Annotated in this window: 17 protein-coding genes and 1 pseudogene; 13 read left to right on the forward strand and 5 right to left on the reverse strand. The window is 55.2% G+C overall.

Annotation, left to right across the window (positions count from 1 at the left end; all coding sequences use genetic code 11):
* Positions 1 to 158: 158 nt before the first annotated feature.
* Positions 159 to 1,258: pseudogene (locus BLP91_RS06955) on the forward strand (DUF3626 domain-containing protein).
* A 615-nt stretch (positions 1,259 to 1,873) separates the two neighbouring features.
* Positions 1,874 to 3,178 carry an NCS2 family permease gene (locus BLP91_RS06960; RefSeq protein ID WP_091568149.1) on the forward strand — a complete coding sequence of 435 codons (1,305 nt, stop codon included), beginning with the start codon at positions 1,874 to 1,876 and terminating at the stop codon, positions 3,176 to 3,178.
* A gap of 79 nt (positions 3,179 to 3,257) precedes the next feature.
* Here BLP91_RS06960 and BLP91_RS06965 read toward each other — a convergent pair whose 3' ends face one another.
* Entirely contained in the window at positions 3,258 to 3,503 is a 246-nt protein-coding gene (locus BLP91_RS06965) for a hypothetical protein (RefSeq protein WP_091568152.1), read from the reverse strand.
* Between the two features lie 399 nt (positions 3,504 to 3,902).
* On the opposite strand from BLP91_RS06965, the gene abc-f reads away from it, so the two are divergent.
* From abc-f to msrA, 4 genes are all read left to right on the forward strand, one after another.
* Entirely contained in the window at positions 3,903 to 5,735 is a 1,833-nt protein-coding gene (gene abc-f, locus BLP91_RS06970) for a ribosomal protection-like ABC-F family protein (protein WP_091568154.1), read from the forward strand.
* Between the two features lie 49 nt (positions 5,736 to 5,784).
* Positions 5,785 to 6,864, forward strand: coding sequence for an NAD(P)H-dependent flavin oxidoreductase (locus BLP91_RS06975; protein ID WP_091568157.1), 1,080 nt, complete (start codon positions 5,785 to 5,787; stop codon positions 6,862 to 6,864).
* Positions 6,865 to 7,164: 300 nt separating this feature from the next.
* Entirely contained in the window at positions 7,165 to 7,506 is a 342-nt protein-coding gene (locus tag BLP91_RS06980; protein ID WP_245662180.1) for a class I SAM-dependent methyltransferase, read from the forward strand.
* A gap of 585 nt (positions 7,507 to 8,091) precedes the next feature.
* Positions 8,092 to 8,562, forward strand: a complete 471-nt coding sequence (gene msrA / locus BLP91_RS06985) for a peptide-methionine (S)-S-oxide reductase MsrA (protein ID WP_091568160.1) — start codon at positions 8,092 to 8,094, stop codon at positions 8,560 to 8,562.
* A gap of 78 nt (positions 8,563 to 8,640) precedes the next feature.
* Here the strand turns inward: msrA and BLP91_RS06990 are convergent, their stop codons facing one another.
* On the reverse strand, positions 8,641 to 9,894 hold the full coding sequence (locus BLP91_RS06990; protein ID WP_091568162.1) for a YeeE/YedE family protein: 1,254 nt from the start codon (positions 9,892 to 9,894) through the stop codon (positions 8,641 to 8,643).
* Between the two features lie 214 nt (positions 9,895 to 10,108).
* On the opposite strand from BLP91_RS06990, the gene BLP91_RS06995 reads away from it, so the two are divergent.
* Both BLP91_RS06995 and trxB read left to right on the forward strand, forming a co-directional pair.
* Positions 10,109 to 10,432, forward strand: coding sequence for an ArsR/SmtB family transcription factor (locus tag BLP91_RS06995; RefSeq protein ID WP_176757881.1), 324 nt, complete (start codon positions 10,109 to 10,111; stop codon positions 10,430 to 10,432).
* Positions 10,433 to 10,528: 96 nt separating this feature from the next.
* Positions 10,529 to 11,479 (forward strand): thioredoxin-disulfide reductase, encoded by a 951-nt coding sequence (trxB, locus tag BLP91_RS07000; protein WP_091568165.1) that lies wholly within the window; start codon positions 10,529 to 10,531, stop codon positions 11,477 to 11,479.
* Positions 11,480 to 11,578: 99 nt separating this feature from the next.
* On the opposite strand, the gene BLP91_RS07005 is transcribed toward trxB, so the two are convergent.
* Together BLP91_RS07005 and BLP91_RS07010 are read right to left on the reverse strand one after the other, a co-directional pair.
* The gene (locus tag BLP91_RS07005) at positions 11,579 to 11,776 is read right to left on the reverse strand and encodes a DUF2188 domain-containing protein (RefSeq protein WP_091568168.1); all 198 of its coding nucleotides are present in this window, start codon (positions 11,774 to 11,776) and stop codon (positions 11,579 to 11,581) included.
* A 206-nt stretch (positions 11,777 to 11,982) separates the two neighbouring features.
* A complete protein-coding gene (locus BLP91_RS07010) occupies positions 11,983 to 12,921 on the reverse strand; it encodes a 1,4-dihydroxy-2-naphthoate polyprenyltransferase (protein ID WP_091568172.1) in 939 nt (312 codons plus the stop codon).
* A 265-nt stretch (positions 12,922 to 13,186) separates the two neighbouring features.
* Between BLP91_RS07010 and BLP91_RS07015 the strand changes: the two genes are divergently transcribed.
* The 5 genes from BLP91_RS07015 to BLP91_RS16725 all read left to right on the forward strand — a co-directional run bounded on the left by BLP91_RS07015 (position 13,187) and on the right by BLP91_RS16725 (position 18,345).
* A complete protein-coding gene (locus tag BLP91_RS07015; protein WP_245662189.1) occupies positions 13,187 to 14,587 on the forward strand; it encodes an isochorismate synthase in 1,401 nt (466 codons plus the stop codon).
* Entirely contained in the window at positions 14,584 to 16,365 is a 1,782-nt protein-coding gene (gene menD, locus BLP91_RS07020) for a 2-succinyl-5-enolpyruvyl-6-hydroxy-3-cyclohexene-1-carboxylic-acid synthase (RefSeq protein ID WP_091568177.1), read from the forward strand. The genes BLP91_RS07015 and menD overlap by 4 nt, the downstream gene beginning before the upstream one ends.
* Positions 16,362 to 17,192: a 2-succinyl-6-hydroxy-2,4-cyclohexadiene-1-carboxylate synthase gene (menH, locus tag BLP91_RS07025; RefSeq protein WP_091568180.1), complete on the forward strand. Its 831-nt coding sequence runs from the start codon at positions 16,362 to 16,364 to the stop codon at positions 17,190 to 17,192. The genes menD and menH overlap by 4 nt, the downstream gene beginning before the upstream one ends.
* A 50-nt stretch (positions 17,193 to 17,242) precedes the next feature.
* Positions 17,243 to 18,061, forward strand: coding sequence for a 1,4-dihydroxy-2-naphthoyl-CoA synthase (gene menB / locus BLP91_RS07030; RefSeq protein WP_091568182.1), 819 nt, complete (start codon positions 17,243 to 17,245; stop codon positions 18,059 to 18,061).
* A 125-nt stretch (positions 18,062 to 18,186) separates the two neighbouring features.
* Positions 18,187 to 18,345 (forward strand): hypothetical protein, encoded by a 159-nt coding sequence (locus BLP91_RS16725; protein ID WP_176757883.1) that lies wholly within the window; start codon positions 18,187 to 18,189, stop codon positions 18,343 to 18,345.
* A 47-nt stretch (positions 18,346 to 18,392) separates the two neighbouring features.
* Here the strand turns inward: BLP91_RS16725 and BLP91_RS07035 are convergent, their stop codons facing one another.
* The gene (locus BLP91_RS07035) at positions 18,393 to 18,713 is read right to left on the reverse strand and encodes a DMT family transporter (RefSeq protein WP_091568185.1); all 321 of its coding nucleotides are present in this window, start codon (positions 18,711 to 18,713) and stop codon (positions 18,393 to 18,395) included.
* Positions 18,714 to 18,715 lie beyond the last annotated feature (2 nt).

Raw genomic sequence — 18,715 nt, forward strand, 5'->3', positions numbered from 1 at the left:
CGATATACTTATCAGCTGTGTTTCAAATTTCAGACAACGTAACGTGTTGGAAGAGGCTGATTCCTCTTCCAGAAAAATCTGGATTCCAATGGGTGTACAAGAGATCATGATTCTCGCGCGGAAAGAAAAAACAAACGAGAGGAGGTATGGATGATCGGATGGATTTGACCCCATCCCAACGGTCGGCAATTGAACATGTGACAGCTTGGGCAAAGAACCAACGACAAGATGCAGATGCAACCATTACTCACATTTTGAACATGTCCAATATCTCGAGGGAACGATGGAGACAGGCCGTTCGTCATGTGAAAGTTCATGCGAGGATTGGCCTGCAGTTTCATCCAGATCGTCCCGATGCATCCATGCGGACGGTTGCCGAAGCGTTATTAGAGGATGGCATCTATAAGAGCCAGTTTGAAACTTTGATCTCCAATGGCAGTGTAACCGCCTACCCTGGCGGTGAACGCGACCTTTGGGAAAAACGGTTGTTCGGCGGAGCTTATCATCGTAAGGGCGTCATCAGCAAAGATCAAAATATGGGGCGCTTCACTTGATGTTACATCCCGACGGTCCGGCCCCCCGTTTTGGATCCTGTTATTTTCTTCTCTACCCGGAGGTGTCCCGTCGATCCACCTTTACCTATCTGGACTCCCACCAAAACCCGACAGAAAAAGGCACCTATGAAGCGTTTGAGATGATTTTGGCAGCTCTTTTAAAAGAGGCTTATGTAAGGGAGTTTGCCGTCGGTGAACCAAACCTTACGCCACCTCAATTGGTCGAACGTATGCGCCGCCTAGGTGAACCGATCCCTAACCCGGCGATGAAGAAGCCGAGTCGAAATCTGAACCATTATATCGAAGCCCAAGTTCACGGCGATATTTCTCTCAAGGAGGACGTGGAAGTGCTCGTGGTGGACCCCTCCTTTCGGGGAACGCTCATCGGAAACGTGCTGGAAAAAATCAGTCGAAAGTATTTGATCGATCTCTATTGGCATCGGGGTTTTCGGCTGGAAGTAAATGAGGTCCCCATGGATTTCAGAGGCCCCAGTATGCCTTCCTTAGCCAAACGAATCGCCCGACATTGTCGAATCGATGCCAACCTTATCGGGTCAGCAGTCCGGGACTTGAAAGCTCATCCCGCAGCATGGAGTGATCGCGGGTCTGTACCGGAAGTGCTTCAGGAATTGAAACTGCTTTGGCACGTTTTGGTGAGGTATGGAAAACCGATAAAAGGAAGTTCCACGAACTCCTCACCCTGAGGGAGCTTTCGTTTGAATCAGACCGGGTGGAACCTTGTACCTGGAACAACCAAATCTTATGTTCCCGACAAAATGGTTTTGCGAAAAGGATCTAGTCTAGTAGAGTGAAGGCCCCGATGGCGAAAGATTCCGCTAATTCAGGCGAAATACGATGGGAATATTTGAGGATGTTTTGGATGGCAGATGTCTTGAAACGAAGGAAAACAAGCGATGGAGCAGGCGGCAGTCGCCTGAAAGATGGAGCTCCTTTCTAAGCGTTGGATGAGATTCCCCAGGGGTTACCCCCCTGGTTCTTTTTTTGAAAAAAATGGTCCTCCCGTCGGGAGGACCCATCTGCTGGATACGGTAAAGGGGGTTACCGCTAGTTTCAATGTACAAGAACAATAATAAGGGTCGGTTAATCCCGTGTTAAGTTTCCATAGAAATCACCGCGTGCTTTTTCAGCGGTGGTTTTTGCTGAGGGATGGGGGGAGTAGCAACAGGAAACCCTTCCTAAAGGGGTTTTTGTATAGTTGGCAGGGAGTGGAGAAAAAAGGCTTGTAAATAAGTATTTTACGAATTAAAATGACATATGTGGTTATTAATGTTCGCCTTTGATGTGACAGGAGGCTTTATATGAATCGTTTTTTTGGATTTAAAGAGAAAGGGACGAATATTAAACGAGAAGTGTTAGCGGGGATGACCACTTTCCTGACGATGGTTTATATCGTCGTGGTGAACCCGGCCATATTGAGTGAGACCGGGATGGACTTCGGTGCTGTCTTTGTGGCCACCGTGTTAGTCTCCGCCCTCAGCACCCTGATCATGGGGGTGTTTGCCAACTACCCGATCGCCATCGCTCCAGGTATGGGGTTAAATGCCTATTTTGCCTTCAGCGTGGTGGGCCAAGGTCAGATCGGTTGGGAGACCGCGATGGGAGCGGTGTTGGTGGCCGGCATCCTGTTTTTGCTCCTCTCCGTCACCCGTTTCCGGGAAGGGCTGATTCAAGCGATCCCGCCCAGTCTCAAGTTTGGCATCACGGCGGGGATCGGTATGTTTATCGCTTTTATCGGACTCAAATCGGCCGGTATCATCGTCAATGACGAAGCCAATCTGGTCGGCTTGGGGGATCTCAGTCAACCGATGACGATTCTCAGCCTTTGCGGGTTGTTTGTCACCTTGGCGCTGATCACCCTTAGGATCCCAGGTGCCCTGTTTTTGGGGATGGTGTTGACGGCGCTCGGGGCCTGGTTCAGCGGGTTGTTTACATTGCCGGAGCAGTGGGTCCAATTGCCGCCCAGTATGGCTCCCACCTTCGGCGTGGCGATCCAATCTCTTCCCCAGGTGTTTGAACATGGGTTGTACGCTGTGGTTTTTGCCTTTCTCTTGGTCACCTTGTTTGATACCACCGGAACCATGATCGGAGTGGCGGAACAGGCGGGCTTGGCTCGGGACGGCAATTTCCCTCGGATGCGGCAGGCCTTGTTGGCGGATGCCTTCGGAGTGACCGCCGGAGCGGTGATGGGAACCAGTCCGACTAGCGCCTATGTGGAGTCCAGCACCGGGGTAGCCGCTGGTGGGCGGACCGGGTTTACGGCGGTAGTAATCAGTCTGCTCTTCCTGGGCACCCTCTTTTTTGAACCGGTGGTTTCCAAAGTAGCGGGACTTCCAGCGATCACCGCCCCTGTGCTGATCATTGTCGGCTCCTTTATGATGGGCGGGCTGTCCAAAGTGAAATGGGAGGAGTTTGATGAAGCGTTCCCCGCTTTTATCATCATGCTGAGCATGCCCCTTACCTCCAGTATCGCCACCGGGATCGCCTTTGGCTTTATCACTTACCCCCTTATGAAACTGGTGCGGGGACGCGGGAAAGAAGTGCATCCTCTCCTGTATCTGTTTATGGCGCTGTTTATCCTGCAGTTAGCTTTTTTGCCGGAATGAGGCCGAATAACCAGCACCCCGGACAGCATGAGTCCGGGGTGCTTTTTTGGTATATATGATGGCATAACATTAAGGCGGATCACATCGATTGCCTGAGATGGGGACATCCTGGGCAGGGATTGGCATTGGCCTTGAAAAGGCAGAACAGGAACACGAGGATACCGATGGCTACACTGATCCCTTCCCGTATCCCGAGGGAGAGACCGGTCCACTTTCCGGTGAGAATAAACAGGCATTCCAGGATCAAGGCCGCTTCCAACCCGATCACTCCGCTGAGCCATCGATCCGCTTTGGTTACTGCTGTGGAACAGTGGCTACACTTCATGTCGATCCCCCTTTCCTCTCTTATTCGTTATGGAATGGGATTCTTCCTTTTTTGAATGCGTCTAAATCGGGATTAGGCTTTTCATTTACCAATCTATCGGGTATGATAAACATATCATCTATGGAACGGAGGAATCAAAAGGATCAACATGCGTTTCGACCGTTAAGACCGTAACGAATCGGATACGGTGCTTTCTCTGCCAAAAGGCGGAGCGGTCGGGACAAATATGCCCTTTTCAGGGGACTGAAAAGTCCTTTTCGTGCTGGATCATTCGGCGGACGCGGACGGATGATTCCGCCTATTATATGGTCGTAAGACCCTCCGCAATCGTAAGGTCAGGCAGAGAGACGCCTGTCCTTTTGTTGTTTGGGGCGAAAACGATCGCTGGAGGGATTGTGTATGTGGATTGTGAAAGCGCAGGGGTTGACCGTGGAAAGGAAGGGACGGGTGCTCTTTAAAAATGTGGATCTCTCAGTTGGGGAAGGAGAGCGTGTCGCTCTGATCGGCCGAAACGGAGTGGGTAAAACCACCCTGCTCCGCTGTCTGACCGGGGCGCTGTCCCCGGATCGAGGGAGTGTGACCCGACGGGTGCCGGTGCGGCGTTGGGGCATGTTGGAGCAATCACCGCCGGTGAGCGAGAGGATACAATTGCTGGACTACGTTCGCTCCGGCGATGCGGAACTTCATCGGCTCAAAACAGAGCTGTCGCGGTTGGAACAGCTGCTCACCGTATCGGATCACCGACGGATGGAGGAGGTCCTCTCCCGGTATACCGCGGTACAGGAAGCATATCAGTCCCTGGACGGTTATTCCTGGGAACGGGAGACGGAGGCTGTACTGACCCGGATGGAGTTTGCTGCGGATGAATGGAACATCCCCTTCACCCAACTGAGCGGAGGACAGAAGACACGGGCCCAGTTGGCCCGGCTGCTGGCGGGGCGCCCCTCGTTTCTGCTGTTAGACGAACCGACGAATCACCTGGATGAGAAGATGTTGGACGAATTGAGCGAGTGGTTGGCCGGTTTTAAGGGAGCCTGTCTGTTTGTCTCCCACGATCGGGATTGGATCGACCGGGTGGCTGATGCCACGGTGGAGTTAACGCCACAGGGGAGCCGCAGGGTTCACGGGGGTTATACCGCGTTTCAACAGGAGCGGGAGCGGGAACGCCGAGAGCAGGCCGCTCTCTATCAGAAGCAGGAACAGGAACGAAAAAAGTTAGAAGAATCGATCCAGCGGTACCACCGATGGTTCAACCGTGCCCACAACGCCGCTGGTGAGCGGAATCCCTTTTACAAGAAAAAGGCGAATAAACACCAGAGCCGACTGCAAGCGAAGGAAAAAGCGCTGGAACGTCTCAAGCGGGAGCAGGTAAAAAGGCCGACGGAGCCTGCTACCATTCAGGTGAAATGGGAAGAGGGTTCCTTTGAGCCCCGGGAGCTGCTCCGGGTGGAAGGGGCCTCCTTCGCTTACGGTGACCGGACCGTGCTGAAACGGGTCGACTTGACCGTGTGGCGGGGGGATCGGCTGGCGGTGATCGGACCCAACGGGAGCGGAAAAAGCACCCTGTTAAAAGGGTTGATCGGAAAAATTGAGCCCGAAAAAGGGTGCGTTCGGCGTCATCCGGCACTCCGGGTAGGCTATTTCGCTCAGGAGTTGGAAGAGTTGGATCCCGATGAGACGGTGCTGGAATCCCTGCTCCGTCGGCCGGGAATCGACCAGGGGAAAGCGCGCAACATCTTGGCTTCCTTTCTGTTTCGGCAGGAGGAGGTGCACCGCAAGATCGGGCAACTCAGCATGGGAGAGAAATGCCGGGTCGCCTTTGTCAACTTGTACTTTTCCGGGGCCCACCTGATGGTGTTGGACGAACCGACCAATTATCTCGATCTGGCCACCCGGGAACGGATTGAAGAGGCGCTCCTCCATTATCCTGGCACCTTGATCCTCGTCTCCCACGACCGGCGTCTCATCGATCGGGTCTCCAACAAAACGTTGGCGATGAAAAAAGATCACACCTCATTCTTTTACCCGGGTAGTACCGTCGAATACCGGAGATGGTTACAGGAACGGGCGGAAGCCCCGGAGGACCCGGAGGTCGATGGCCAAGTCCGAGAGTTGGAGCTTACCTTAACCCGCCTGATGGCAGAAGAGGCGCCGGAAGAGGAGGAAGAGAGAAAGGCGTTGCAATCCCGTATCGACCGGGTCCAGGCTCGGTTGGATAAGCTGAAAGGGTAAACCAGTGGCAAAAGATCGACGTTTACACGGGAGAAGGAGGTTTTAACAAATGTGGCAACCCAACCGTGTGACGGAAACACTGGAGATTCGCTATCCCCTGATCCAAGCGGGGATGGCTGGCAAGGCGACCACGCCAGAGCTGGTGGCGGCGGTTTCCGAAGCCGGCGGGCTGGGGACGCTGGGGGCGGGCTATTTATCTCCTGATGGGATTCGGGAGGCGATTCGTGAGATCCGACGGCGCACCAGCAAGCCCTTTGCCGTCAACCTGCTGGTGACAACTGAGGTGGAAGCGTCAAAGGAAGAGGTTTGGCGCACCCAGGAACTGTTGGCTCCCTATCGTAAGCAGCTGGGGGTGGAGGAATCGGCTTTGACCCCGATCGCGCAGCCCTTTGAACAGCAAATGGAGGTGTTAGTGGAGGAAAGGGTTCCGGTTTTCAGTTTCACCTTCGACATTCCCCCTCGTCGATGGCTGGACCGGTTGCGGGAACAAGGCACGGTGCTAATCGGCACGTCAACGACGGTGCGGGAGGCAGAACAGCTGGAGGCGGCTGGGGTCGATTGCATTGTGGCTCAGGGGGCGGAAGCGGGCGGTCATCGGGGCACCTTTGCCGTTCCCTATGACCGGGGGATGATCGGGACGATGGCTTTAATCCCGCAAACCGTCGACCGGGTGAACCTTCCGGTGATCGCCGCCGGCGGCATCATGGATGGACGGGGCATGGCGGCAGCGCTCGCCCTGGGGGCAGAAGGCATTCAGATGGGAACCGCCTTTTTAACCTGCCGGGAGAGCGGGGCTCACCCGGCTCATCAAGAGAAGATCCTGACCGAGGCGGAGACGGAGACCGTCATTACCCGCGCCTTCTCCGGGAAGCCGGCCCGGGGCATCCGTAATCGTATGATCGATGAGCTGTCCGGTCGGGAGCAGACCTTGCCCCCTTATCCGGTACAGAATGCCCTTACCCAAGGGATCCGAAAAGCTGCCGCCCGCAAAAACGACCCGGAATGGATGAGCCTCTGGGCGGGTCAGGGACTGGGTCTAGCTGGAGAATGGGCAGCGGGGGAGCTGGTCCAAAAGGTCATCGAAGAAGCGGAGACGATCGTGCAGAGAGGATCGCAGGCCAGGTCGTGATTGGATGATTGATATGCAAATGGACCGCCTCTTAAATCCGATTCCGAGGCGGTCTTTACATTCATCCCTGATCGCGGTCGCCCGTCTGTCTTTTCAACGATCGACATTCCGATCCATTCGGGAATATGGTTGGTTCAAGGGGGAAAAGGGGAGGTAGCATGATAGAAAATCAGGTGAGCATGACCGCTTTGATCACCGCCTATATCCGTGCCTGTCACGCGAACGACGGGTCCCCGAAAATCTTGGATGATTTTTTGGCGGAATCCTTGATTTGAACAATTTTTGCCTAAAGAGGGCCTCATGGGGGCCACGAGTGCGATCAGTCGTGCCCGCTATACCGAGGACCTCCTCGAACGAGCGGTCAGACACGGTGCTAAACAATATATCATCTTGGGTGCAGGGATGGATACATTTGCGTTTCGGCGACCGGAGATCGTCGAGCAACTTCGGGTGTTTGAGGTTGATTTTCCAGCCACACAAGACTTTAAACGTCGACGCATTGCCGAATTAGGGTGGGAGGTACCGGAAGCGTTACATTTCATCCCATCGACTTCACACAGGAGAGTCTTACAAACGCCTTCACCCGCACCTCCGCTTTTGGCGTTAATGATCATGTTCAGCTTGACCCGATTTCCAAAATAATGTGCCGGATGCGGTAGGCTGCCTACAACAAAGACAATAATTCCTGATCGGGACACCTGAGCACCGACACCCCCTGTTCCCGGGACAGGGACTTTCCCTGGCATACTTGTCGGCCAGCTGATCCCATCGGTTGGCAACTATTTTTTTCTTCGTGTGGATCACACCATCCCCATTGTGATTGGGTCGTAGCGGAAAACGGAACGGGTCAGGCTATGGCGGCATAAACTTCATCAGAAGGAGACGTTCCCCGGTATCGGGAGAAGGGAGATCTGCTGTGAACGGGTGGTTGGATGCGGTTTCCTTTGTCGGCGTGTTGGCGTTGACCGGTTATTTTGCCTACCGGCATTATGACAATAAGAAGAAGAATAACCGATGAGAAGGGGCCGCAAACCGGGCCTCTTTTTTATTCAGAAGGAAGAGGATGAGTGGAGTGTGGTCCCTATGGGAAAATTAACAGCTGGAGGAGCAGTCGCTAAAGCTTAAGACTGAATCAATTGGAGCACCCGATTGCATTGCCGAGATCACCTGTTTTTTGTAGGATAGGAAAAGGACCCGAGATGGCTGGAAGGAAAGGAGTGCGAACCTTTGGCAGAAGCGACATTTGGCGCTGGTTGTTTTTGGGGCGTGGAGGAGCTGTTCCGAAAAGTGGACGGCGTTCTCTCCACGGCTGTTGGATATATGGGTGGAACCAAGGAAAACCCGACTTATGAAGAGGTCTGTACGGACAAGACCGGTCACGCGGAGGTGGTCCACCTGGAATATGACCCCTCTGTCGTCTCTTACGAACGATTGCTGGAGCTGTTTTGGGAAAATCACAACCCGACCACGTTGAACCGCCAGGGCCCAGATATCGGGACCCAATACCGGTCGGTGATCTTTTATCATACCCCGGAACAGAAGGAAAGCGCGGAACAGTCCAAACAAGCCCTGGAGGCATCGGGGAAATGGAAAGATCCGATCGTGACCCGGATCGAACCCGCCACCACCTTTTACCGGGCGGAGGAGTACCATCAACGCTATTTACAAAAACGAGGCCAATCCTCTTGTCACATATAAGCCGAACACCCTCCGGTACCTTACCTGGAGGGTGTTTTTCCATCTGTGGACAAAAAAAGCCCCTGACCGGGACTTTTTTTAACAGAAAGAATCTCTGGATTTGGGGTTTTTCAAGCCGAAGATGCTGCGCATGCGCAGGCCGATAAAGGTGCCGGTCAGGGCCATGACCGCCCAGACCCAGCCGTGGAGGCTAAAGGAAGCGATGCCGCCAAAGTAAGCTCCGATATTGCAGCCGTAGGCCAATCGCGCACCGTAACCCATCAACAAGCCGCCGATGATCGAGGACATGGCTACCTTGCCCGGCACTTTGCGGAAGGCGTAGGTTCCCGCGGCGGCTGCCGCCACCATCGCTCCCAGGATGATGCCAAAGTTCATCACACTGGTGGTGTCAGCTAGTACAGAGGCTTTCAGGTCGGCGGCTCGATCTCCGGACCAGTAAGCCCACTGGCTGACGTTAACGCCCAGTGTGGATAAAACTTTAGAGCCCCAGAGGGCGAAGGCGGAAGTGATGCCCCAGGGGGATCCTTTGATCGCCAGGGTGAGTGCGTTCAATCCGGCCAGGAGCAGAGCGCCCACCCACAGGGGCCAAGAACCGCGGATGACCCGCAACAAACCGTAAGTGGTGGGGAGCGGCTTCATCGGCGGGGCCTTTTTGCGGCGAGCGATCAGAACGGTGGCTCCGGCGATGGCCCCGAATAGCGCCAATTGAATGAGCAGCGCTGGGCCATAACCGAGGCCGGTGGTCTCCGCCAGGGAGATCGGAGGCAGGGAAGGGAGCTGATTCACCCAGAAATCCCAATGCCAGGCCCCGATGACGGAGCCGGCGATAAAGGCGATCAAGGTGATCAGAACCGAAGAACCGCCACCGCCCACCTGGTACAGGACGCCGGAGGCGCACCCACCGCCCATTTGCATACCGATTCCAAAGATGAATGCACCGACGAGGACGCTGGCGCCCACCGGCGCCACACTGGCTTCCGGTTGCGCCCCGAAAAATCCGACTCCGGAGGAGAGAATCGGAGCGAACAGCAGGGAGGCGACGGAGAGCATCAGCATATGTGCCCGCACACCGGCTCCCTGGCCGACAGAGACTAGACGCCGAAAGGCGGAAGTAAAACCGAACCGGGCATGATACAAGGTGTAGCCCAAGAGCAGACCGATTCCGAACAGGATCCCCTGTTTGACACCCTGGCTGCCCAGGATGACGGAGCCCAGCAGAACGGCGACGATAAGGGCTGCACCCAGGACCAACGGCCGAACGGAGGGCATGGGAGGCCGTCCGATTGCCGGCTGGTTTCCGCCCAAAGGTTGTGTTTTCGTTTGAACCGACATTTAAACCCTCCTATCCCGATTAATTTAGTGGGGATAATTCGCTTCCTTTTATAATACAAGATTTTGAGGAAATTGTAAACCTCCATCCTGCTGGAGTCCACCGGTGGTTCGGTGCATATTCCCCGGGATGACGACCATGATAGTGGTCAAAATGATTTGATTCCCTTTGACAAACAATATAAGAATATGCTTATATATCGGTGAGGTGGTGGTCATGGATTTTGATCAGTTGGCAGACTGCCACAAAGCGTTGGGGGATAAGACCCGACTGCGGATTCTCGCCTTGTTGAAAGAAGAGGATCTATGTGTGGGGGAACTGGTGGAGATTTTAAAAATGACCCAACCGGCGGTGTCCCAACACGTGCGAAAACTGAGACAGGCACGGTTGGTCCGGGAGCGCCGTCAGGGTCAGTGGGTATTCTATTCACTGGATGGAAGGGATTATCCCTTTTTTCTTTCCTTCCTTCGCACCCTGCCGGATCAACAAGATGAGATTCAGCGCTTAAAGGCGGAGGGAAAAAAAGGTGTCTGCGATTGACCATGTTTATGGTTGATGAAGGCAGACATCGGGAACAGATGAAGCGTAGACCTTTTGGAATCCATATGAATCATCAGGTGTAGGAGGTTTTAACCCATGCATAAAGTGATCATACTCGGTACCGGTCCATCGGGGTTGACGGCGGCCATCTATCTGGCACGAGCCAATATGGAACCCTTGGTGATCGAGGGGCAGGAGCCCGGGGGTCAGCTAACCACCACTACCGATGTAGAAAACTTTCCGGGCTTTCCCGACGGGATTCTCGGTCCGGAATTGATGGAAAATATGCGGAAGCAGGCGGAGCGTTTCGGTGCCCAATTTAAAAGGGGTTGGGTGACGGATGTGGATCTGTCCAAACGTCCTTTTACCTTGACCGTCGAAGGGGAAGGAACAGTAGAGGCAGAAGCGCTGGTTGTCTCCACCGGGGCTTCGGCGAAATTGCTGGGGATTCCTGGCGAGAAGGAATACATGGGACAAGGGGTCAGCACCTGTGCCACCTGTGACGGGTTCTTTTACCGCGGGAAAAAGATCATTGTCGTAGGTGGCGGCGACTCCGCCATGGAAGAGGCCACTTTTCTGACCAAATTTGCCTCGGAAGTGACTATTGTTCACCGTCGGGATGAATTGCGCGCCTCTAAAATCATGCAGGATCGCGCTCAAGCTAACGAAAAGATCCGTTGGGCGATGAATCGGGTGCCGACGGAGGTTGTCCCCGATGAACAAGGCGGTGTCAAAGGGCTGAAGGTGCATAACAAGGAGACCGGGGAAGAGGAATTGCTGGAAACCGATGGGATCTTTGTCGCCATCGGCCATCACCCCAACACCGACTTCCTGAAGGGAAAACTGGAGATGGATGAGCAGGGTTATATCCAGGTGGTTCCCGGTACCACCCGGACCAATGTCGAAGGGGTTTTCGCTTGCGGCGATGTTCAGGATAACATCTACCGTCAGGCGATCACGGCCGCCGGTACCGGCTGCATGGCAGCGATGGATTGCGAAAAATACTTGGAGGGTTCGGCGTCTATCGATTGGAGCCAAGCCCTCTGAGAGAAATAACCATCCTATGACTAACCGGCGGAGCGATCCGCCGGTTTTTTGATACCAAAAAGCCCCGCAAACCGACACTCGGCTTTGCAGGGCAGTGGTTTAAAAGTAACGATATTCTTCCGGCTGGTGGAGGTTGTTCATCACAATCACCTGACTGGGAGGATTCTCATGGGCCATCAGCACCGCGGCGTTAACCGCTTTGCTTTTCCGGTCGTACAATCCGAGGGCGGCAATATCTTCCACCATGACAAACCAACGAGTGGCATTTTGGTTCGGTACAACCGTATATCGTTCCATAGAGACCCTCCTCCCCAGGATCTTGGTTATCTTCTACCCTTTCCCGGCAGCGAAAAAACATACGGGTTGCCAATCGAAAAGCGTTGTGAAAAAAGAGTGGCGGCATTTTTACCCGAAGCTGCTCCGACTGCTGTCCGCAAAGTCGCTTTTTCGGGTAAACACTTCCCCTTACATCTTATAGAACCTAACCAACAATCACAACGCTTCTAAATGGAGCGGGCCAAGTACTCCAACAGCAGTCCCGCTGCCAGTAGCAATCCGAACAGGGTGTTTACTTTGGCTGTTAAGATCATCGCTGGCATCATTTCCGTATTGCGCAAGCGTCCCCGAAATCCCCGGACAGCCCGAATCGCTTGGGGTGCGCTCAAAAAGACCAACAACAGCCACGGGGAGGCTTCTTCCGTCAGCACGAGAACGATGATCCACAGGTATGAGACGACGAACATGCCGGCCAGAAAGCGGACCGCTCTGCTGTGCCCCATGAGAACGGCCAGGGTTTTGCGGCCGTTTTCAGCATCCCCTTCCCGGTCCCGTATATTATTGGACATCATGATAGCTCCGATCAGGATGGCAAAGGGAATGGAGATGAGCACGCTCTCCACAGTGACGGTTCCCGTCTGAATAAAGAAGGCGATCAGGATGATGCCCAGTCCCATGAACAGACCGGATACCACTTCGCCCAGAGGCGTGTAGGCGATCGGGAGCGGTCCTCCTGTGTACAGATACCCCACCAATATACAGACAGAGCCGATCGCGGCCAGCCACCAGCTGCTCTCCATAGAAATATAGACACCTAACAGGACTGCGACTGCACAGAAGCTGATCGCGATCGTCATCACCGTGCGAGGGGAGACCCCGTGTCGGACGATGGTGCCGCCGATGCCGACGGATTCTTCGTTATCCAGTCCCCGTTTGAAATCGAAGTACTCGTTAAACATATTGGTAGCTGCTTGAATGAGAATCGAGGCGATTAACATGGCTGCAAACAAGGGAATATGAATTCGTGTCACCGGAAGAGCCAGGGCGGTTCCGATCAAAACGGGAACAAAGGAGGCGGTCAAGGTGTGGGGGCGCAACAGTTGCCACCAGACCTGCCAATCTTTTTTCGCCGAGGGCTTTCCGGCTTGCGTTGATTGCCGGTTCATCTCCTTCTCTCCTTCTACTGAAATCCGACCATATTATACCTTTAAATCTGATAGGACTCCAACGTCAATTTCTCCATGGAGGAAGAGGGGATATGTGGAATCTGTAGAAAAGCGGCGGCATTTTCGATATACTTAATTTGGTTTGTGTCTTGAAAAACAGAGCTTGATCATAGATCGAATCGACCTGGGAGCTGTGGGCTCCCCGATTGGCCGGGGCTGTGTTGCTCCCGGCGTGGAACGGATGGGGGGAACGACCGTGTCGACCATGAAACAATTGGACAATCTCTCTGGGTTGGAGGAAGGAGCAAAAAGAGCCTGTCGATCCAACCGCCCGGTACTGGTGAGCCGCACTCGCCGGGCTCCGAATCTGGATCCGCTCTCTTTTTTTGCGTCTGGAGCCGGTACCCAGGGAGCGAGAAACTTTTGGTCCGATCCCGGACGGGAGGAGACGTTGGTCGGCTTGGGAACGGCCTGGAGGACAGAATCCGGGCCGCAGTCGAAAAACCGCTATGAAAAAGTGGAAAGAGATTGGGCCGAGCTGATCAGAGGAGCTCTGCGGGAACCTGCCGACGTACCACGAGGGGCGGGTCCGCTCTTGATGGGGGGATTCTCCTTTGATCCTATCGGGGAACATACCTCTCTATGGGAGGGCTTCTCCGATGCGTCCTTTATCTTGCCTCGCTTTCTGCTGACCGCCGTGAGAGACGGCGTGTGGTTGACGGTCAATGCGGTGATCACACCCGAAGACGACCCTGAAGAGATGTCGCAAAGGTTGGCGGAAGAAGAAGATCAACTGGTAGATGCCGCCGTACAAGGTTATATTCCGGAAACACACCCATCTTACGATGCTGTTGAAGTGGAACCGGAACGATGGAGGCAGGCGGTGGCCCAGGCGGCTCGGGAAATCCGGGAGGGGCAGCTGGAGAAGGTGGTGCTGGCCCGGGAGCTGCGTCTCCATTCACAGGAAACCATCCGCCCCGCCAGCGTACTCAAACGGTTACAAGAGCAGCAACCCCACAGTTTTCTGTTTGCGGTGGAGCGAGGCGATGCCTGCTTTGTGGGGGCTTCTCCGGAACGGTTGGTCAAAAAAGAGAAACATCACCTGTATTCCACTTGTCTGGCGGGGACGTATCCTCGCGGGAGCGATCCGGCTGCGGATCAGGAATTGGGGTCTCAGCTGTTGCGTGACGTCAAAAACCGGCAGGAGCATGCTGTCGTGGTCAATATGATCGTGGAAGCGCTGCGGGAAGGGTGCACGTCGATCCAGGTCCCAGAGGAACCAGTCTTGTACAAGGTGCGGGATGTTCAGCACCTGTTTACCCCTGTGGAGGGCACCGCCCATCCGGACACCACATTGTTGTCCATAGTGGAACGCCTCCATCCTACTCCTGCACTGGGAGGCTATCCACAGGAGCGTGCCCTTTCCCGCATACGGGAGATGGAAGCGATGGATCGGGGGTGGTATGCTGCTCCCCTCGGTTGGTTGGATTTCCGAGGGGATGGAGAGTTTGCCTGTGGCATCCGCTCCGGGCTCCTTCGGAACAAAAGCGCCTCCCTCTTCGCCGGATGCGGGATTATGGGAGATTCCGATCCGGTCAGTGAGTATGAGGAAACGCGAATGAAATTTCAGCCGATGTTGTTGGCTTTGGGAGGGAAGAAGCGGTGAGTCCGATAGATCCCTTGACCGCTTACGTAGGTGCTTTTGTGGATGAGTTGGCAGAAAGTGGTGTGCAAGATGTAGTGATTAGCCCCGGTTCCCGGTCGACGCCAATGGCGATGGCGATCCTGGCTCATCCCCGCCTGAAAGCGTGGATCCATGTGGATGAACGGTCTGCTGCTTATTATGCGCTGGGCATGGCGAAAGCGATGGGTCGTCCGGCGGCGCTGTTGTGTACCTCGGGCACGGCGGCGGCCAACTATTTTCCGGCAGTGGTGGAAGGAAAGCTGGCTCGTGTGCCCCTGGTGGTGATGACAGCGGATCGTCCCCACGAACTGCGCGATGTGGGGGCTCCTCAGGCAATCGATCAGCTGGGATTGTATGGATCTCACGTCAAATGGTTTGTGGAGATGGCGTTGCCGGAGTCATCAGAAGCGATGCTTCGCTACGCCCGAACCACTGCCGCTCGGGCCATCGCCACCGCAGCGGAGGGGCCGGCGGGTCCCGTCCACCTCAATTTTCCCTTCCGGGAGCCCTTGACCCCGGACCTCACCTCCGCCTCCCTGTGGGAAGGGGGGCGGAGGAGGCAAGAGGAGGTGGCTACCTCTTATGTCCGGGTCTCCGCCGGACAAAAGGTTTTGTCCGAAGAAGAACTGGATCAGTGGGCGGAGAAGCTTTCCGAGGTGGAGCGAGGGCTGATTGTCTGCGGTCCCCAGGAGGATCCCCGTCTCGGTGAGAGTCTCCACCGATTAGCTGCATCCCTCGGTTTTCCTCTGTTGGCGGATCCCCTTTCTCAACTTCGGAACGGCTCCCATTCAAAGGAGTGGATCCTCGAGGGGTACGATGCCTTTTTACGGGATCCCGAGGCGGTGAAAGCGCTGAAGCCGGAGGTGGTGATCCGTTTCGGAGCCATGCCTGTCTCCAAAGCGTACTTGTTATACTTAAAAAATCACCCCGATTGCCGTCAAGTCGTGGTGGATCCTGACGGTGGCTGGCGGGAGCCGACCCTCTTAGGTTCGGATATGATGTATGCTGATCCGGTCCGGTTTAGTGAAGGGATTCTCCGGCGATTGGGGAGCGCTCCTTGTGAAGACACCTCCTGGTCTCGTCTCTGGAAGGATCTAAATCAGCGGACCCGGGAACGGCTGGCTACAGCCAGCCGATTTCAGGAGCCCTTCGAGGGGCGCATCGTTACGGAAGTGGCGGAACAGATACCAGAGGGAAGTGTTCTCTTTGCTGGGAACAGTATGCCGATTCGCGATCTGGACACCTTTTTGCTCAATTCGCCCCGTCAGATTCGGACCATGGGCAACCGGGGAGGCAACGGCATCGACGGAGTCGTCTCTACTGCTATGGGAGTTGGAGCAGCCGGCAACCGGGTCACCCTGGTGTTGGGGGACCTCTCTTTCTATCACGATTTGAACGGTCTTCTCGCTGCCAAATTGTATTCTTTGGATGTCACTATTATCGTGGTTAATAATGAAGGCGGTGGGATTTTTTCTTTTCTGCCTCAGGCAAGTCAAACGGACCCCGCAACCTTTGAAACCCTCTTCGGTACTCCGATGGGACTGGATTACGCCCATGTGGTACCGATGTATGGCGGCCATTTTGAACGGCCGGATTCCTGGGAGGCTTTCCGGCAAGCTTACACCCATAGTTTGCGGCAAACCGGCTTGACCGTGATCGAGGTCCGCACCGATCGGGAGGAGAATGTTCGGCTCCACCGGCGGCTGTGGCAGGAGGTTGCCGAGTCGGTGCAGAAGCGGCTGAAAGGGGAAGCGGGATGAAGCTCACCATCCATGGGGTCCGCTACCATGTGGAGGTGGACGGCGATGGCCCTGCCCTGCTTTTGTTGCACGGTTTTACAGGCTCCGCCGCTGTCTGGGAGCCCTTCGTCAACGCTTGGAGCCGTTGGTTCCGCGTGATCCGAGTTGATATCATCGGCCACGGCCGGACCGATGCGCCAAAGGACCCCTCCCGTTATCAGATGAAGCTGGTGGCGGCTGATTTGGAAGCGTTGTTGGAGCAGCTGGGCGTTGAACGCGCCCATGTTTTGGGGTACTCCATGGGGGGGCGACTCGCTCTCTCCTTCGCCCTCATGTGTCCTCACCGGGTGGATCAGCTGGTGCTGGAGAGCAGCTCTCCCGGACTGAAAACGGAACGGGAGCGCCGGGAACGGAGGGAGCGGGATGAGGCTTTGGCGAACCGGATCGAGCGGGAAGGTGTGGCGGCCTTCGTTCGCTTTTGGGAGGAGCTTCCCCTGTTCGCTACTCAGAAACGGCTTCCGGAACCGGTGCGAGAGCGGGCTCGGGCAATTCGTCTGCAGCAGCGCTCCCAGGGGCTGGCGGCCAGCCTCAGGGGGATGGGAACCGGCGTTCAGCCTTCCTGGTGGGATCATTTGCATCAGTTTGACCGCCCGGTAACCTTGATCACTGGGGAGGAAGATCACAAATACCACCGGATCGCGGAAGAGATGACGGAAACATTCCCCCGTGCCCAGTGGGTGGCGGTTCCCGCTGCCGGTCACACCATTCATGTGGAACAGCCCGATCTGTTTTCATCGATTATTATGGATGTGTTGTCAGGATCGGATGTGGATCCCGGTCTTCCCTGACCGGGAGGGCTGCCCTCACTCATGTCTTGTAATCGAAGGAGGATGAAACTTTGTCTGTGGAATGGAAACAGGTACGCGAGTATCAGGAGATCCGCTATGAGAAGTACAATCAGATCGCCAAGGTGACCATCAATCGTCCTGAAGTGCGCAACGCTTTTACCCCCCGCACCGTCAATGAGATGATCGATGCCTTTGCTCGCGCTCGTGACGACGCGGAAGTGGGTGTGATCATTTTGGCCGGCGAAGGGGACCAAGCGTTCTGCTCCGGCGGTGACCAGTCGGTGCGCGGGCATGGCGGGTATGTCGGTGAAGACGAGATTCCGCGTCTCAACGTGCTCGATCTGCAACGGCTGATCCGTACCATCCCGAAACCGGTGGTGGCCATGGTTTCCGGATACGCGATCGGCGGAGGACATGTGTTGCATGTGGTCTGCGATCTCACCATCGCCGCCGATAACGCGATCTTCGGTCAGACCGGCCCCAAAGTGGGCAGCTTCGATGCCGGATATGGTGCCGGCTATCTGGCCCGCATCGTCGGACATAAAAAAGCCCGCGAAATCTGGTATCTGTGCCGCCAGTACAACGCCCAGGAGGCCCTGGACATGGGGCTGGTCAATACGGTGGTACCGTTGGAGAAGCTGGAAGAAGAGACGATCAAGTGGTGTGAAGAGATGCTGGAGAAATCGGCGACCGCCCTTCGCTTCCTGAAAGCTTCCTTTAACGCCGACACCGATGGGTTGGCCGGTCTGCAGCAATTGGGAGGCGATGCCACCCTGCTCTACTACACCACTGATGAAGCCAAAGAAGGACGTGACGCCTTCAAGGAGAAACGGAAACCGGACTTCGGTCAGTTCCCCCGTTTCCCGTAAACCAAGATGAAACGTCCCTTTCCCCTACGACGGGAGAGGGACGTTTTTTTCTAGCGTGAGAAAGGCACAGACTCCGTCTGGGTACATACATTGTTTCCGAAGGAACGATGGGAGGAGTGAACAAGATGTACGGAATGGTTCCCCCGCCGTGGGCAGCTCCAAAACAAGCCGAGGCGAGCCTGATGCCGGAGTACGCGCAAAGGGCTCTCAACGAGCACTTGTCTTTGATGCGACAGATCAACCAAAAATTGGATCGTATTGAAGCGTTGCTCCGGCAAAGGTAGCTGTTTGTAGAAACCCACCGCCTCCTGTTTAGAGACGGTGGGTTGATTTAAGTTTCTGATGTGATTTGCAGTCCGACCAGGCTGAAAATGAGCAGGGAAAGAAAAACCAATCGGATCCAGTCTTTGGATTCCCCCAGAAAAAACATGCCGAACAACACCGTTCCCAAGGCACCGATCCCTGTCCAGATGGCATAGGCGGTGCCTACGGGGAGGGTTCGGAGGGAGAGGGAGAGCAGCCAAAAGCTGAGGCCGCCCGCCAAGAGAAAAATAAGGGTCGGCCACAGTTTGGTGAAACCGTGGCTGTATTTAAGGGCAATGGCCCAGACTGTTTCCATCATGCCTGCGATCACTAAGATAAACCAAGCCATGT

Source organism: Melghirimyces thermohalophilus (genome assembly GCF_900102685.1).
In the GTDB taxonomy this organism is placed as follows: domain Bacteria; phylum Bacillota; class Bacilli; order Thermoactinomycetales; family DSM-45169; genus Melghirimyces; species Melghirimyces thermohalophilus.

Excerpts from the sequence above, each read along its gene's own strand:
- BLP91_RS06960 (WP_091568149.1), top strand. The coding sequence starts at position 1,874 with ATGAATCGTTTTTTTGGATTTAAAGAGAAAGGGACGAATATTAAACGA.
- BLP91_RS06965 (WP_091568152.1), bottom strand. The coding sequence starts at position 3,503 with ATGAAGTGTAGCCACTGTTCCACAGCAGTAACCAAAGCGGATCGATGG.
- abc-f (WP_091568154.1), top strand. The coding sequence starts at position 3,903 with ATGTGGATTGTGAAAGCGCAGGGGTTGACCGTGGAAAGGAAGGGACGG.
- BLP91_RS06975 (WP_091568157.1), top strand. The coding sequence starts at position 5,785 with ATGTGGCAACCCAACCGTGTGACGGAAACACTGGAGATTCGCTATCCC.
- BLP91_RS06980 (WP_245662180.1), top strand. The coding sequence starts at position 7,165 with ATGGGGGCCACGAGTGCGATCAGTCGTGCCCGCTATACCGAGGACCTC.
- BLP91_RS06990 (WP_091568162.1), bottom strand. The coding sequence starts at position 9,894 with ATGTCGGTTCAAACGAAAACACAACCTTTGGGCGGAAACCAGCCGGCA.
- BLP91_RS06995 (WP_176757881.1), top strand. The coding sequence starts at position 10,109 with ATGGATTTTGATCAGTTGGCAGACTGCCACAAAGCGTTGGGGGATAAG.
- trxB (WP_091568165.1), top strand. The coding sequence starts at position 10,529 with ATGCATAAAGTGATCATACTCGGTACCGGTCCATCGGGGTTGACGGCG.
- BLP91_RS07005 (WP_091568168.1), bottom strand. The coding sequence starts at position 11,776 with ATGGAACGATATACGGTTGTACCGAACCAAAATGCCACTCGTTGGTTT.
- BLP91_RS07010 (WP_091568172.1), bottom strand. The coding sequence starts at position 12,921 with ATGAACCGGCAATCAACGCAAGCCGGAAAGCCCTCGGCGAAAAAAGAT.
- BLP91_RS07015 (WP_245662189.1), top strand. The coding sequence starts at position 13,187 with ATGAAACAATTGGACAATCTCTCTGGGTTGGAGGAAGGAGCAAAAAGA.
- menH (WP_091568180.1), top strand. The coding sequence starts at position 16,362 with ATGAAGCTCACCATCCATGGGGTCCGCTACCATGTGGAGGTGGACGGC.
- BLP91_RS16725 (WP_176757883.1), top strand. The coding sequence starts at position 18,187 with ATGTACGGAATGGTTCCCCCGCCGTGGGCAGCTCCAAAACAAGCCGAG.
- BLP91_RS07035 (WP_091568185.1), bottom strand. The coding sequence starts at position 18,713 with ATGGCTTGGTTTATCTTAGTGATCGCAGGCATGATGGAAACAGTCTGG.